The sequence below is a fragment of the Rhodococcus sp. 06-418-5 genome, assembly GCF_002258285.1.
GTDB lineage: Bacteria > Actinomycetota > Actinomycetes > Mycobacteriales > Mycobacteriaceae > Rhodococcoides.
This window is the reverse complement of sequence record NZ_NOYE01000014.1, coordinates 1-14,586: the sequence shown is the minus strand read 5'-3', so window position 1 is coordinate 14,586 and position 14,586 is coordinate 1. Positions and strand designations below refer to the sequence as shown.

The 14,586-nt window shown below is 66.0% G+C and carries 12 protein-coding genes; 3 read left to right on the top strand and 9 right to left on the bottom strand.

All coding sequences use genetic code 11. From position 1 onward, the window contains the following. Positions 1-29 precede the first annotated feature (29 nt). From CH274_RS09900 to CH274_RS09865, 8 genes are read right to left on the bottom strand one after another with little or no spacing between them, the layout of a single operon-like run. The gene (locus CH274_RS09900; protein WP_256993523.1) at positions 30-1,016 is read right to left on the bottom strand and encodes a glycoside hydrolase family 16 protein; all 987 of its coding nucleotides are present in this window, start codon (positions 1,014-1,016) and stop codon (positions 30-32) included. Then, a complete protein-coding gene (locus CH274_RS09895) occupies positions 1,013-1,717 on the bottom strand; it encodes a DUF998 domain-containing protein (protein ID WP_052683804.1) in 705 nt (234 codons plus the stop codon). The genes CH274_RS09900 and CH274_RS09895 overlap by 4 nt, the downstream gene beginning before the upstream one ends. Then, on the bottom strand, positions 1,714-2,994 hold the full coding sequence (locus CH274_RS09890) for a hypothetical protein (protein ID WP_094657321.1): 1,281 nt from the start codon (positions 2,992-2,994) through the stop codon (positions 1,714-1,716). Before CH274_RS09890 ends, CH274_RS09895 begins: the two co-directional genes overlap by 4 nt. Continuing rightward, positions 2,991-4,673 carry a lipopolysaccharide biosynthesis protein gene (locus tag CH274_RS09885; RefSeq protein ID WP_179275688.1) on the bottom strand — a complete coding sequence of 561 codons (1,683 nt, stop codon included), beginning with the start codon at positions 4,671-4,673 and terminating at the stop codon, positions 2,991-2,993. The genes CH274_RS09890 and CH274_RS09885 overlap by 4 nt, the downstream gene beginning before the upstream one ends. Then, the gene (locus CH274_RS09880) at positions 4,670-6,442 is read right to left on the bottom strand and encodes a hypothetical protein (protein ID WP_256981038.1); all 1,773 of its coding nucleotides are present in this window, start codon (positions 6,440-6,442) and stop codon (positions 4,670-4,672) included. The genes CH274_RS09885 and CH274_RS09880 overlap by 4 nt, the downstream gene beginning before the upstream one ends. 43 nt (positions 6,443-6,485) lie before the next feature. Then, entirely contained in the window at positions 6,486-7,433 is a 948-nt protein-coding gene (locus tag CH274_RS09875; protein WP_094645865.1) for an amino acid--[acyl-carrier-protein] ligase, read from the bottom strand. Continuing rightward, on the bottom strand, positions 7,433-8,587 hold the full coding sequence (locus CH274_RS09870; protein ID WP_032396093.1) for an acyl-CoA dehydrogenase family protein: 1,155 nt from the start codon (positions 8,585-8,587) through the stop codon (positions 7,433-7,435). Before CH274_RS09870 ends, CH274_RS09875 begins: the two co-directional genes overlap by 1 nt. A 4-nt stretch (positions 8,588-8,591) precedes the next feature. Beyond that, on the bottom strand, positions 8,592-8,849 hold the full coding sequence (locus CH274_RS09865; protein WP_032396368.1) for an acyl carrier protein: 258 nt from the start codon (positions 8,847-8,849) through the stop codon (positions 8,592-8,594). Between the two features lie 268 nt (positions 8,850-9,117). On the opposite strand from CH274_RS09865, the gene CH274_RS09860 reads away from it, so the two are divergent. Both CH274_RS09860 and CH274_RS09855 read left to right on the top strand, forming a co-directional pair. Next, complete coding sequence (locus tag CH274_RS09860; protein ID WP_179275687.1) at positions 9,118-10,509, top strand: rod shape-determining protein; 1,392 nt, start codon at positions 9,118-9,120, stop codon at positions 10,507-10,509. 174 nt (positions 10,510-10,683) lie between these two features. Then, positions 10,684-12,618, top strand: coding sequence for an Hsp70 family protein (locus tag CH274_RS09855; RefSeq protein WP_094657319.1), 1,935 nt, complete (start codon positions 10,684-10,686; stop codon positions 12,616-12,618). A gap of 6 nt (positions 12,619-12,624) precedes the next feature. Here CH274_RS09855 and CH274_RS09850 read toward each other — a convergent pair whose 3' ends face one another. Then, complete coding sequence (locus CH274_RS09850; protein ID WP_179275686.1) at positions 12,625-13,149, bottom strand: Lrp/AsnC family transcriptional regulator; 525 nt, start codon at positions 13,147-13,149, stop codon at positions 12,625-12,627. 116 nt (positions 13,150-13,265) lie between these two features. On the opposite strand from CH274_RS09850, the gene ald reads away from it, so the two are divergent. Continuing rightward, positions 13,266-14,348 (top strand): alanine dehydrogenase, encoded by a 1,083-nt coding sequence (ald, locus tag CH274_RS09845; RefSeq protein ID WP_032396089.1) that lies wholly within the window; start codon positions 13,266-13,268, stop codon positions 14,346-14,348. Positions 14,349-14,586 lie beyond the last annotated feature (238 nt).

Sequence of the window (14,586 nt, the reverse complement as noted above, 5' to 3'; positions counted from 1 at the left end):
TGACACGTACGGGCAAGTGCAGCTCGGTCTCAGTCGGTGCGATACCGCACCCAGTCGACCGACATCGTCGCCGGGAACGGCGTCGAGTTGTCGGTGGGACCTGGCCAGTCGCCGGCGACCGCGACGTTGAACAGCAGGAAGAACGGCTTGTCGAAGACCCAGTAGTCGTCGCCGCCGATCAGGTCGTCCGGAGTGACGGTGGCCAAGGTGGTGCCGTCGATACCGGTGGTCACGCGACCCGGCGACCGCTCGACCCAGTAGGTGTGGAAGTTCTCGGACAGCGGCTCCGGCGGAATGCCGCCCGCGTCAACTTTCTGGCTCGTCAACGAATCGGGTTGGGGGGCATGGATTCCGGTGTGGTACTGGTCGGCCTGGTTCAGCGTCTCCATGATGTCGATCTCGCCGGACAGCGGCCAGCCGACGGAGTCCAGGTCGGTACCGAGCATCCAGAAAGCCGGATGCAGTCCGGCTCCGGCCGGCATCTTGATCCGAGCCTCGACGCGGCCGTAGGTGAACTCGAACTTGTCCTTGGTGGTCACGCGGGCCGAGGTGTACCCGTCACCGTTGCGCATCGCGTTGACGACCATGTGGCCGTCACCGTCGAGAGACGAGTTCTCGGTCGAATCGGTGTAATTCTGCTTTTCGTTGTTGCCCCAACCGGTCTGTCCCACGTCGTGACTCCAGCGGTCGTCCGACACGGCGTCGCCCGCCGTCCCCGAGAAGTCGTCGTAGACGGTGAATCCGGGCTTGGCGGCGGCAGTGTTGGACGCCGACGTCGTGGAACTCGCGTCGATGGTGCCTTCAGCGGTGGAGTCGGGATCGATGTCGGCTCCGTCCGAGCGGTGAGAAAGCCCGTACACCGTGCCTGCCACGACCAGACCGAGCACGATCAGGAACGCCAGAACGGACGGCCACCGCCGTCGGGGAGGCTCGACGATGAGTCCGGTTCCGGGAAGCCGCGAAACCTCGACGGTCCCCGCGCCGGACTCTCGGCTGGATGCGGCGTGACGACTCACGTGGTCTCGTCGCCGGTCTTCGGTACCCGCGTCGCCTTGAACTGCGACACCGACAGTACGACTATGCCCACGAGGAGCGCATAGGTGGCGATACGTTCCATGGAGCCGATACCGAGTCCGAACTCGTGACCGCTCATGTAGGCGAAGTAGCCGGCCAGCCCGACGGCTCCGAGCGCGGTGACCACGACGCGGATGGGGCGTCGCAGGCTTCCGTGCCCGCCCGCGATGACGAGGCCGAAGTTTCCGAACACGAAGAACACGGTGGCCCCGAACGAGTGGATCGGGTAGTTCACGCCCTGGTTGACGACGCCTGCGGTGATGGCACCGGCACCTGCGACGACGAAGAACGAGGCGGCTCGGCCGTCGATTCGGCGGACGATGTACCAGGATCCGCCCACGGCGGCGATCGCCACGCCGAACAGCACCATCGACGCGTTGAGCAGAACGTAGAGCTCGCTGCACGGCCAGTTGCCGGTGGGCCCGCAGAACGGGATGCCGAGCTCACTGATGTAGTTGTTCCGGTAGCTGTAGAGCCCGCGCCACGTGGCCGAGACGATGTACTCGACGAGGACGAATTGCACCACCGACAGGCCGGCCCACCGAGCGACATGGGCGACGAAACTCGAGCGCGCGGGCGCGACGGTGTTCGACGTCGGCCGGTTCGCATCGGGTTTCGTGGGGCGTTTCGCTTCGGTGGTCATGCGGTCTTCTCCTGAGGGGCGAGCAATGCGAGGGGGTCTGCCGCTACGAGATCGAGTGCGGCCTGCACGGTGTGGCTGTCGAAAACATTGTCGTGGAACGACGCCGAGACGAAGACGACCGAACCGATGGTCTCCATCGTGATCATCACCGACTCCGGTCGACCCGGATCGGCGATCACGAAGAAGGCGCGGTCGGCGGGCTCGGCCAACCAGGAGACCGGCTCCAGCTGCCTGACTCTACCGACATCGGAGTACATGAGCTTGACCTTGGGCCGGACCGGTACGCGGTCGTCGAACACACCGGACACGGCCCGGTGCTCTCGCTTGTACTTGATGGTGCTGATCGTCGCCGACGCGATGGGACGGCCCTTGGCGATGGCACCGGCCAGTGCGTCGTTCACGTCCCCGGCCGAGGTGGGATCGATGTCGGTGAAGCCGATCCCGGCCGCGAAGTTGCCGAGCACCACGGACGACGGCGGAAGGTATCGCCTGCAGTCGAACAGGAAGGCAGCAGAACGATCGAGGGGGAACGACGTGCGGGCGAACGCCGAGGCCACCGCAGCGCACATCACCGCGCTGACGCTCGCGCCGGGCAGATGGGATTCCCGCCACCGCCGGATCGCGTCGGTGGTACCGAGCCGGGTCACCGCGGTGGCCACCGCGGCCGAGGGTGCCCACGGCCGAAATGCCGTCGGCGACGGGGTGTCGGGTGCGGCGGCCGAGGTGGTGGACTCGTGGTTCGAGCCGGGGCGTACGCGGTCGTAGATCGTGTCGACGACTTTCCTGGGATTGCGAACGACCCAGCGCAGCAGGGCCTTTCGAAGAGGATGGCCGTCGACGGCACGGTCGGCCCACGCCGGAAGCGGTGCATCCGGACGCGCGTCGGCCAGGTACGCGAACAGGTCGACCGGCAACAGAGCGTCGCCGAGACCGTGATTGAGATCGAGGAACAGGTAGCGACCGGCCAGACGCATCCGAAGAGGAATTCCGGGCGTGGACGCGTGCGAGAACTCGGTGAGTTCCTTGGCCAGTTGCTCGTGACCCACGGCCGGTCCATCGGCGATGTGCTCGAGCACCCGCTCCGGTTCGTAGACCCAGCCCGCCGAGGACTGATCGGCGCGCAGGCCCAGCCGTGTGGCAGGACCGATCGAGGCCAGTGCGAGTACGCGGCTCTGCACCCGGGCGAGATCGCCGAAGTCCGCCGGTCCCAGGACGGTCACGATGCGCGAATCGGACCGCAGCATGTCCAACGAGCTGGCGCGATAGGTCTGAGTCATGGTGCCGTCCTGTGTTGAGCATGGACCGGAATACGGCGCGGTGACGGATCGTCGAGCGGCGGTGGACCGTCCTGGCGCTCACGTGGATGCGGTGCACGGTGCCGAGGTCCACCGTCTCGGGGTTGTCGGTGACGCGATCGAGGCGATCCGGCGTCGTGATCGTCGATCGGCCCGCGAGGTCCGGGGGAGTCCGACGGACCCGGGTTCTCACCGGACTCGCCGTTGCTGCCTGCGGACAGTTCACGAATCCAGCGAACGAGCGGCACGATCAGGACGACGGCACCGAACGCCTCGGCGGCGAGGTACGCCCAGCCGACGGCAGCGATGCCCATCGACGACGACAGTGCCACCGAGCCGCCGATGATGATCGAGGTGGCCACCACCTGCACGATCACGGCCAGTCGCATGCGTCGACGTACGCGGGCCAGACCGTCGTACAGCGAACCGACGACCGACAGTGGGATGGTCAGCGCGGCCAGCTGCACGATGATGGTGCCCTGATCGCGGTAGCCCTGGCCGATCAATCCAAGGCCGAACGGCGCGATGAACGCGAGAAAGATCGACCCGCCCAGTGCGACGATGCACACGAGCGTCATGAACCGCTTGGTCAGGCGGTGGAACTGCGCGGGGTGTGCCGCCACCTCGGCCACGTACGGTCCGATCAGAACGCTGATCAGGATGTAGAGGGCGCTGACGATCGACCAGGTGAGGGAGAAGTACGCGTTCTCCTCGGCGCCGAGGGTGGCAACGACGATCATCGGCACGAGCAGCGGAGCGAGCGAGCCGAGAGCGGTGATGCCGTATGCCGAGCCGAAGTAGGCCCACATCTCGCGCCTTGGCGGAAGGTCCGGCTTGCCGGCGTACCGCTGTTCGGTCCGGACGTTCTTCATGATCGCGCGCAGGACGAAGATCGACGCCACGACGGCGGGGACCGCCCAGGCGGAAATGATCGAGGTACTGCGCTCGGTCGCGAAGAGGGCCAACAGCAGCACGAACTTGGCGACGGCGTGGAAGACGTTCTTGGCGGCCGCCCAACGTGCGACGCCCAGGCCGGATGAGGTCTGATCCTGCAGCGCGAACACTGCGAGCACCGCGACGAAGAACGGGAACGACACGATCTCGGCAGTACTGGTGAACATCTCGTCCACCGGCGCAACCAGCAGGAAGCCGCCGCCGAGCACGAACGCGAATGCCGTGACAGTGAGGTAGCCACGCACGATGAACGACTTGGCCAACCGACCCGAGATCGGCAGGAATCGCTCGTACATCGAACCGAGGCTCAGATTGGACAGCGTCGAGAGCATCACCGCCGAGGTGATGACGGCCGACGCGCTGCCCACTTCGGCAACGGGATACAGCCGACCGGCTGCGGCCCAGAACAGCAGGCCGAGAGCGCCGGTGATGGCCGTCGAGAGCATCAGGGCCATCGAATTGAGCGCGAGATTGCGATCGGAGGCCTTCGAGCCCGGTCCGCTGTCGGGTTGCGGTCGTTCGACGACGTCGGCGATCGGGGAAACGTCGACCGAGTGCACGGCATCGTGCCGAGGTACGGTCGGCACCGGCATCGTCGGGCTGTTCATCAGACCCAGGTCGAACCGAGCCGGTTCGACCGGATACCACCGAAGTTGTTCGAGCTGTTCGTGCTTGGGCGGCAGGATCCTGGGAGCGCGGTGCTTCACAATCGAACCTTCCCCACCGGCACGGGCGGCGACGGGGCGGCGATCTCGACGTCGAAGGCAGCAGAGGCGGCCGTCACCAGTTCGGCTCGTACGTTCTCGCGCAGATCGCGACCGTAGAGCGAGTGATCACCGGAGTCGAAGGAGGTGACAGTGGGTACCGACGATCGACGCTGAAGTCGGCGCATTCCCTCCGGGCCCCGATTGGTCTCGAACCAGGTGGTGTCGCTGGGGGAGAGCAGAACCCGCGTCTGCACCTGACGGTCGCTGAGAATACGCAACGAGATCTCGGGAACCTGGATCAATCCGCGCCGTCCGAGCCAGATCCACAGCGCGTACGGAATCCGCGGCTGCAGTGCATTCTTGGTCCGCACACCCCAGTGGTGGAGACGGTCGAGTGCGCGCGCCTTCAGTCCCGTTTCCTCGATGTGCATCGAGGAACGCTTGACGAATTCGAGACGACGAGTGGTCCAGTCCAGGGTGTTGAGCAGTACTGCGGCCCGAACCCCCAGTTCCCTGGCGGCGAAGCTGGAATACCATGAGCCCGAGCACATTCCGGCGACCATGACGTTGTCCGGAGTGGTCCCCGACTGCCGGACAGCGGTGAGCGCGTCCTCGTTGCCCTCGTCGCTGTAGAGCCGGGTCAACTCCCCATCGGACACGATTCCGCTCTCGCCGGTGCCGCGTCGATCGAAACGCACCGTGGAGACTCCGAAGCGGGGCAGCAGCCGCGCCAGCTCCACCCACATGCGGACCGGGCCGACGCGGTGCTCGTTGGCAGTGGGGTACAGCACCACGGTCGGTCCGCCTGCGCGGCATCGATCCGAGGTGGACCGAATCGCGAAAAGCTGCTGTGCGCCCAGGTATTCGATGTTCTCGTGGATTCCGTCGACCACGGACGTCGAGCGATGCTGCAGCTCGATCCCTCGTGCGCGCTCGACCGGAAATCTCGATGCCGTCCACGTCGCGAGGTAGGCGATGTCGGCCGTCGGGATGATGACCTCGAAATCGCTCGGCTCGAGAAAGTCGTCGTGAGCGGTCAACGTGTGTTCCTGAGCCGCGAGAGTCTCGACCAGCTTGCGTACCGGCTTCGTATCGCCTCGCTCGGCGCGGGTGGCGACGAGCACCGGCGCGTCGGTGCTCGTCTTCGCGGCGTCCAGTGCGGAGAAGTCCGCTGCCGAATCGGGATGCAGCACAGCGCCGATGATCGACACCCTGGGATCGGTGTCGGAGTCGGTGGTGACGCTCACCGAATACAGCGCGCGCTGCTCATGCAGATACGACCGCCCTTTGACGACGGGATCCCACAGCGTCAACGCGGTCAGTGGCCCGCACTCCGCGGCGACCGAACACGCCAACAAGGCACCGACGCGCAGACCGACGAGGCCGACCTCGCTCACCCCGCAACCTCGAACGTAGTCGACGGCCTCGACGATGCTCCGCCGCCAGTGCTCGACCGCGCCTGGCTGATCCTGATCACCCCACGAATCGCCGGTGCCGCGGTAGTCGAACCGCAGCACCAGAAGGCCCTGCTCACAGAGCTTCTGTGCAAGCAGGGTCATACCGCGATACGAATCGACCTGCTCCTTGCCGAGCGGCGGGCACAGGACGACGCCGCCGCGTGCCCGACCGCCGGACGGCACGTGGACGGCACCGAACAGCGGCGAATCGGACGGGCCGAACCACGTCGGGTACTTGCCGCCCGCCGTACGTGGAGAGGACTCGGCGGGAACTGAGCCGATGCGCCGAGGAGCGGTGCGGGAGCTGTTCACAGATTTGGTCCTTCGTGTACGTACACGGGTGAAGCGGGAACGATCAGTTGCGCAGTGCGGCAGGCCAGCCCGATCGATCGAGTCCGTGGGTGCGGAGCATCGCCAGTGCGATGCGTTCCATGCCGAAACCGACGCACGCGCTGTGGGCGGGTTCACCGTCGACGGTCTCGATGCCGAAGGTGTGCCCGAAGTGATCACGGTGGCAGTTGCACGAGACGACCGCGGTGCCCTCGTCGAGATCTCCGTAGAGCTTGACGACCAGTTCGGTCTTGAGGTTCTCGTTGCGCTGGTTCGCCGCGAGCATGCGTCCGGCGCGACCGAAGAAGGGATCGTTGGCGATGACCGCCTCGGCTTCCAGTCCCAGATCCGCCAGCACCTGGAGACCGCGCGGTACCCAGCGTTCGCGGTGTGCCACTGCTTCGTCGGGGGTGCCGACTCGGACGAATTCGTGCATCCGAAATGCCTGCATCCGAGCCGGATCCACGGCGGGCTCGTGCCGGAAGCAGTAGCCGTAGATGTCCATCAGCGTGCCCTCGTCGGGCAGCGTGCCGGTGAGCATCGAGTACGACGGGTGGCACGCAGCCGAGACCAGCATGGTGCCCGCGGACTGGAGGAAGTGATCCCAGTCCTTGCCGTCGGACCGCTCGGCCAACAATTCCGCGTGGGCCTTGTTGTCGCCCTCGAACGTGTTGATCGCACCGGTGAGGTTGGGGAACGACGCGATGTAGTCGGTGCGCTCGAACGCTTCTCGTGGAAAGACCGGAGCGAATCGAAACCTGGTGGCCTGACGGCCGTGTTCGGCGACCCCGGCCGCGGTGACTCTGGCATCGACGAACTCGATGATGTCCTCGAATTCGCCACTGCGCCCGTACAACCCGGGAATCGAACTGGGTACCAACAAGCCGGCGTCGATGAGCTCGGCGCGGAAAGCTGCTCGGGCGGAGTCGAGTTCGCTGATCTCTGTCTCCGGTGCGGAATGCGTGGTAGTCATCACTTGCCCTTGTAGACGAGGGAGAGCTGAGCGTTGTGACCCAGAATGCGTTCGTTGCTGACCATGATCGCGGACCCGTGTGCATCACGAAGATGACGGCCAATGCTCATCTCGCCGCCCTGTCGGTAGCCGGAGATGCCACAGATCTGCAGAGCCTTGCCGACGATGTCGATGACGAGCGAGGACGCGGTGACCTTGACGTTGTTGATCTTGAGCGCGAAACCGATGGCTCCGAGCTCCGCGGGGCTGTCGGCGATCGCCTCGAACTTGGCTGCGGCACCGAACACCGTGTCCACCAACTGCTCGTGCACCACCATCAGCTCCGCGAGACGCAGCGCGCTCGGCGGCGGCGTTCCCGGAGTTTTGCGCGCGGCCTTCTGCACCGACTTGCGGGCCTTGGTGACCGCGGCATCGGCGATACCGAGCCACGCGGATCCCCAGAGCACGTGCGCCACCGGGAGCATGGTCTGAGCGGAGATGTCGCCGTAGTTGTCGCCGAGGATGTTCGACGTCGTCGTGCGTGCCTCCAGCATGAAGCCGGGACTGCAGGTGCCACGGAAGCCGAGGGTGTCCCAGGTGCCGGTCTTGACCAGCGTCACGTCGGGCTTCTCGCACACCACGAGCACCTGATCGCTCGGCGGGCTGTCCACGCTGCGCCGCGCCGTCGCCAACACGATCTGTGCGTACTCGCCGTAGGAGATGACCGGTGCGTTCTTGCTGAGCGTGATCTGCTCGCCGTCGTACTCCACCGCACAGCTGCTCGAGCGAACGTCGCCGCCGATGTTGATCTCGGTGGTGGCAGACGCCACCAGTATGCGATCGGTCACGATGCGACGCTGCAGGTCTGCCATCGCGTCGGACTTGCCGTGGCGGACGATGCTGAGCACCTGCGACTGGTGCATCACGAAGATCATCGCCGTAGATGCGCACTCGGCACCGAGAGCACGCGAGATCCGCGCTATGTCGGTCAGCGTTGCCCCGCCTCCGCCGAACTCCCGCGGAATTCCGACCCCGAGCAGGCCGGCGTCGCGCAGCGCATCCACCGATTCGGTGGGGAAACGGGCATCGCGGTCGACCTCGTCGGCATAGGTCCGCAGTACGGCCAGCACGTCGGTGATCGACTGGTCGATCGAGCTCTCGTAGACGGTGGTCATGGCCTCAGTCCGTCAGCTGGGCGATGGCCGCGGCGATCGCGTTGATGCTGCCGAACGTCGACTTCTGCAGCATCGTGTCGGGGAATTCGACGTCGAATTCGTCCTCGAGTGCGATCATCACGTTGACGCTGGCATGCGAGGTGAGGCCGCTGTCGTAGAGATCGGCAGCCTCGTCGATGCCCTCCACGGGGACCGGCAGTTTTCCGAATTTCTCCAGAACGGTTCGCACTCGAACCACGTCGTGAGCATTGAGCGTCTGCATCGAAACCTCCACCGATCGCGTTAACCACGAGACCGGACGGCCTCGTCGTCGACTCAGGGTCGGCTGGCTGTGCGCCTTTTCGACCCAAAGTCTCCCCAGACCCCTCCAAACAATATCGTAGATTGTTTAGTAGCGTTACCGGGATGCCCGCATCGGGTTCGAGGACCGCCGTACACTTCGAGTGGAGCGGGGGCTCGTACGGACGCCCGATCGGGCGTCGAAACACAATCTGCGAAGGACTGTCTGGTCTATGGGTGGCGTCTGCGGGGTGTCAGTGGGTACCGGTGCCGTGCGCATCGCGTACATCGCCGACGGCCGCCGCGTCGAGGACTCCATCGACGCAGAGGGCGCACACGACCTGCTGCCGGGCAAGCTCGTCGACCTCGGACCGTTCGAGGACATCGTGCTCGCCGGGTGGGACACCGCAGCCGTGACGGCTCTGCTGGAGACCCTCGGTGACGGCACCGTGCCGAAAGCCCGCATGGTCGAGGAGTCCCGCGCTCTTCTCGCCTACGCCCGCACCGTTCCGGAACTGGCCGACAAGGACTATGTCTTGGTCGTCGACCTGGGCAAGAAGGGACTCTCGGCCACCGCACTCGACGTCGCAGGCGAGTACGTGGAGTGGACCGCACGCACCGTCGACATCAGCGGTGACCGCTTCGACGAAGTGGTCCGAGGCATCGTGATGGCGAAGGGAATTCTGCCGGCTCCGGTCGGACCCGAGGGCGACCAGGAGTACCAGGCCTTCTTCCGAGAACTGAAGGAACTGGTGAGCTCGTCGGTGGGCGTCAGGGCCCCCAACCGCGGGCCGATGTTGCTCAGCCGAAAGGAGTTCGAGCGAGAGATCACTCCGCTGGTCTCCGACGCCTTGGACTGGGCCTCCAAGCAGGCACCCGACGCAGTACTGCTGATCGGCGGCGGTGCAGCCATTCCCGCAGTGCGCACCATCATCGAAGACAAGTGGAACGTCCCGGTCCACGTGCCCGACGCCCCCGCGATGGCCGTCGCCAAAGGCGCGGCACTCGACGAACGACCCGCCCGAGCCTCGCTCGACGCCGATGTGGGAACAATCACTGTCCCGGACGACGCGTCGGAACTGCTCGATGCACCCGAGGCGCTCGCCGCTCCCGACACCCTCGATGCACCGGACACCTTCGTCCTCGACCCCGTCGAGGAGTGGATGGTCGACGGCCTGACCGTCGACCAACTCGCGACCGAGGACCTGACGATCCCGTCGACCACCTTCGAGACCGACCTTCTCGAACCGGCACCCCTCCAGCCCGAGGTGTCGGAACCGGCTGTACCCGAGCCCGGCGTCGTTGCCGAGCCGGTACGCCGCGGCCGCCGCACCTGGTCGATTCGTGACGCGTCCGTATTCGCCGCTGTGAGTGTGCTGATCGTCGCGATTGTGGGACTGGTGTTCACCCGAGGAAACACGCCGCCACCCACCCCGCTGATCGACCAGCAGATTCCCTTCGATTCCACGTTCGCCGCGGCCCTTTCCGCCGCCGCGGGTCCCGCCGACGAGGCCGCGCCGGGCCCCGTCGAATTGCCTGTCCTCGGGCCCGCTCGACTGTCCGACGCGGACCTGTACGAGCGTGCCTTCAGCTACGACGGCGAGATGTACCAACCGGTCGTCGATCCGGAGCTGCCGGAATAGACCGGGGGTCTCGTTCGCGCGGGCCGCTCGGGGAACGCGACCGGTTCCGTCACGCGCGGGTGCGCAGCCCACTGGGGCGCGCGCCCCGCCGATTCGGCCGAAGCGGTAGCCTGGCGCTCTGGACGGGGTGTACCGCGTCCGAGAAACATTGTCGATCGAAGTGAGGCCTGACGCGTGACTGTGCTGCTTGGGGTGTCCATGGGGACCCGAGCCGTGCGCACGGCGCAGCCCCGAGCCGAGCAGTTCGGGGCACCGGTCGCCGATCCTTCCGGCCTGGTCAGCGACATCGACCGGCCGCTGTTCTTCCGCAACGAACTCATCGACAGCGTCGGCGGGGACCTTCCGCATCTGGCCGCCGAATCGATCGGTGCGGCAGCCGAAACCGAGCCCGAACTCGCCACCGGCGTGGCCTACCGCGACCCCCGTCAGGCCGACGCCCTGCACGCTGCCCTCAGCGGTGCGCACCTGCACAACTATCACCTGGTCCACGAGGTGGAAGCTGTCGTCGAGTACCTGGCGGCGACCGGTGAAGCCCGCAACTGCAGTTCCGTGGCCCTGTTCGACCTCGGAAGTTCCGGACTGACCGTCAGCGTCGTGGACCTGGTTCAGCGCACCGTCGTCGCCTCGCAGCGATCCGGTGAGTACAGCGGAGATCTTATCGACGCCTACGTCCGCAACAATCAGCTCCAACGCCTCGGCAAGCAGTCGACCGACCCGGACATGGCGCTGTTCGAGAAGCGCTGCCGAATCGCCAAGGAACGCCTGTCCACCCAGGACGCGGTGTGCCTGCCCGATGCGAGCGGGATGATCCTGCTCTCCCGTGAGAACTTCGAGCTGCTCATCACCGACCTGCTCGACGAGGCCATCGAGTTCGCTCGCGAGGTGTTGATCGGGGCCAACGTTCCCATCGACGCCGTCGTGCTGATCGGCGGCGGCGCACGCATGCCGATCGTGCAGCAACGCGTCGGACCGCTGCTCGAACTGCCGTCGATCGTGCCGACCGAGCCCGAGACCGTCGCGGCACGTGGGGCCGCACTGACGGCACGGCCGCATTCGCGCACGCGAACCGGAACCCGACGATCGCCGGACGCTCGTCGGCCGGTGGAGTCCGCCGCACCGATCGCACCCACGTCGCAGGTACGCGCGGAACCTGCTCCGGTGCCACCTCCGCTGCCCGCTCCGGTCCGGCCGGTCCCGGCTCGCGCCGACTCGCAGCACGCCGCGCCGCCCGCACCAGCGCCAGGGCCCACTGCAGCGCGTCCCGTCCCCGCCCGTCCCTGGATCGCGGCGGCACCGATCGGCGAGGGCTCGAAGTCTCAGGACACGGTGTCCGATGTCCCGGTGTCCGATGTCCCGGTGTCCGACGTCCCGGCCGAGCCGATCGAAACGGTGGAGGGTTTCGCGTCCTCGAGATTCACCGACTCGTCGGAGTCCGGTGCAGTCGAAACGGTTTCGGACACGACACCGGTAGTGGAAGATGTTCTCGACGACCACGTGCAGGGGGCGCGGGTCGACGGGGAGGTCGTTGCGTTGAGTACGAACACAGGGGATTCGTCTGCCGAGGTCTCTGTTGCCCAGTCCGAGGCAACCGACGACGGCAAGCCGGTTCCGTTCCAGCTGAAGAACGTCTACTGGCTCGACGCCGATTACGACGACGACGATGGCGAGGACGATCGCACCCGGGCTCGGCGCAGGCTTCGCACCGGAGGTGTTCTCGCACTGGGTCTTGCGTCGGTGGTGGGCGTCTCCGCGTTCATGCTCACTCAACAGAACACACCGCAGGTGGTCGACACCTCGGTCAGTCGCACCCAGGCCGAGGTGCCGGCGGTCACCACGACGGTGCCCACGTCCGTGGTGCCGGCTCCGGTGTTGCCGCCGCCCGCACCGGAGACCACCGTCGCACCGACCACGGTGCCGCCGGAGACCGAGGTCTACCAGGAGCCGTGGACGCCGGAGCCGACGACGACGGCGACCACGGCCGAGCCCGCACCGCCGCCGCCCGTCGAGTCCGTTCCTCCGACGACGACGCAGCAGCCGCCGCCGCTGATCCCGGGTTTCCCGGACTTCACGTTGCCGGTGTTCCCGCCGGTCGCTCCTCCCGCTCCCTGATCGAACTCACTTGTTCGCGTGCTTGTTTCGCGGTCGGATGTGCTCGAAGATCAGGATGGTCTCGGTGGCGGCCACGGCCGGGTCGGCACTGAGATTCTCGACGACGAAGTCGCGCAGAGTGGCGGTGTCGACGGTCGCCACATGCACCAGGAAGTCGTCCGCACCGGCAATGAAGTAGATGTTCAGCGTCTCCTTCCGCGAGGCGATCTTCGATCCGAATTCGCTGATGCGGCGTCGAGCATCTGCTTGCAGCCGCACCGAGATCATGGCCTGGATGCCCTGGCCGAGAGCCTCGGGGTCGATGTCGGCGTGAAAGCCGCGGATGACACCGCATTCGACGAGGGCGCGCACCCGTGCCAGTGCGGTGGACGGAGCGATGCCGGCCGCCGCGGCGAGTGCGTTGTTGGGTGTGCGGGCGTCGCGGCGGAGCTCGTCGAGCAGGATGTGGTCGATTCGGTCCAGGGGGACCGGCCGAACATCGTTCGGCTGCGCACCCTCTTCAACCCCCTCGAATGAACTATTGCGTGCCATTTCTCGACTGTACAGAATTATATTCACTTCCGTTGCGTCGATTTCGTAGATAATTCATAGTTGGCCTACACGGATGGAGCCTCGGCTTCACGTCACCCACCACCGAGGAGGCCGCCATGAAGATCGGAATTCCACGCGAGATCAAGAACCACGAATACCGGGTGGCCATCACCCCGGCGGGCGTGCACGAACTGGTCTCGCGAGGACACGAAGTGATCGTCGAAACCGAGGCAGGGGCCGGATCGTCGTTCACCGACACCGACTACAAGGCCGCCGGTGCGCAGATCCTCACCGATGTCGACGAGGTCTGGGAGACGGCCGACCTGCTGCTCAAGGTCAAAGAGCCCATCGCCGAAGAATATTCACGCTTGCGCAAGGGGCAGGTGCTGTTCACCTACCTGCATCTCGCCGCATCCAAGGAATGCACCGACGCGCTCCTGGAGTCGGGTACCACAGCCATCGCCTACGAAACCGTCACTGCGGCAGACGGTTCCCTGCCGTTGCTCGCACCGATGAGTGAGGTTGCCGGACGCCTCGCGCCCCAGGCCGGTGCCTACCACCTGATGTCGAGCGAAGGCGGACGTGGAGTTCTCATGGGCGGAGTTCCCGGAGTGCGGCCCGCCAACGTCGTCGTCATCGGAGCCGGCGTTTCCGGAAAGAACGCCACTGCAATCGCTTTCGGCATGCACGCCGATGTCACCGTGCTCGATCTCGATGTGAAGGCGCTGCGCGCCATCGACGATCAGTACCGCGGGGCCGTCAAGACGCTGGTGTCGAACGCCTACGAACTCGAACAGGCCGTTCTGGCAGCAGATCTCGTCATCGGTGCCGTACTGGTGCCCGGCGCGAAAGCACCGAAGCTCGTGTCCAACAGCCTGGTTCAGCGCATGAAGCCGGGTTCGGTTCTGGTCGACATCGCCATCGATCAGGGCGGCTGCTTCGAGGACTCGCACGCAACCACCCACGCGGACCCCACGTACAAGGTGCACGAGTCGGTGTTCTACTGCGTCGCCAACATGCCCGGTGCCGTGCCGCGCACCTCCACCTACGCGCTCACCAACGCCACCCTGCCGTACGTCGTCGCCCTCGCCGACAAGGGTTGGGAAGCTGCATGCGAGGCGGACCCGGGGCTGAAGGCGGGACTGAGCACGCACAACGGCGCCCTGCTCTCGGAAACCGTCGCGGCCGCTTTCGCCTGAGGAGCGGCTGCGCCGCACGTGCACGGAAATTCGTAGCCCACTACGTGTGCTGTCTTGATACATGTGGGACACGGGTGTCTCGATACATGTGAGACACGATTCTAAGCGGCGGGGCGGGGGAGTTGTCCTTGGTAGAGCTTGTCGATGTCCAGGTGCAGGTGGCCGAGGACTTCTCCACTGGCCTTGTAGGCGGTGATGTGGTTTCCGTCGCGTAGGACGGTCACGCGGGTGTAGGCGT

What these genes read in the sequence shown, in the direction of transcription:
- ald (WP_032396089.1), top strand. Translation starts at nt 13,266, where the DNA reads ATGAAGATCGGAATTCCACGCGAGATCAAGAACCACGAATACCGGGTG.
- CH274_RS09890 (WP_094657321.1), bottom strand. Translation starts at nt 2,994, where the DNA reads ATGACTCAGACCTATCGCGCCAGCTCGTTGGACATGCTGCGGTCCGAT.
- CH274_RS09870 (WP_032396093.1), bottom strand. Translation starts at nt 8,587, where the DNA reads ATGACCACCGTCTACGAGAGCTCGATCGACCAGTCGATCACCGACGTG.
- CH274_RS09850 (WP_179275686.1), bottom strand. Translation starts at nt 13,149, where the DNA reads ATGGCACGCAATAGTTCATTCGAGGGGGTTGAAGAGGGTGCGCAGCCG.
- CH274_RS09865 (WP_032396368.1), bottom strand. Translation starts at nt 8,849, where the DNA reads ATGCAGACGCTCAATGCTCACGACGTGGTTCGAGTGCGAACCGTTCTG.
- CH274_RS09895 (WP_052683804.1), bottom strand. Translation starts at nt 1,717, where the DNA reads ATGACCACCGAAGCGAAACGCCCCACGAAACCCGATGCGAACCGGCCG.
- CH274_RS09875 (WP_094645865.1), bottom strand. Translation starts at nt 7,433, where the DNA reads ATGACTACCACGCATTCCGCACCGGAGACAGAGATCAGCGAACTCGAC.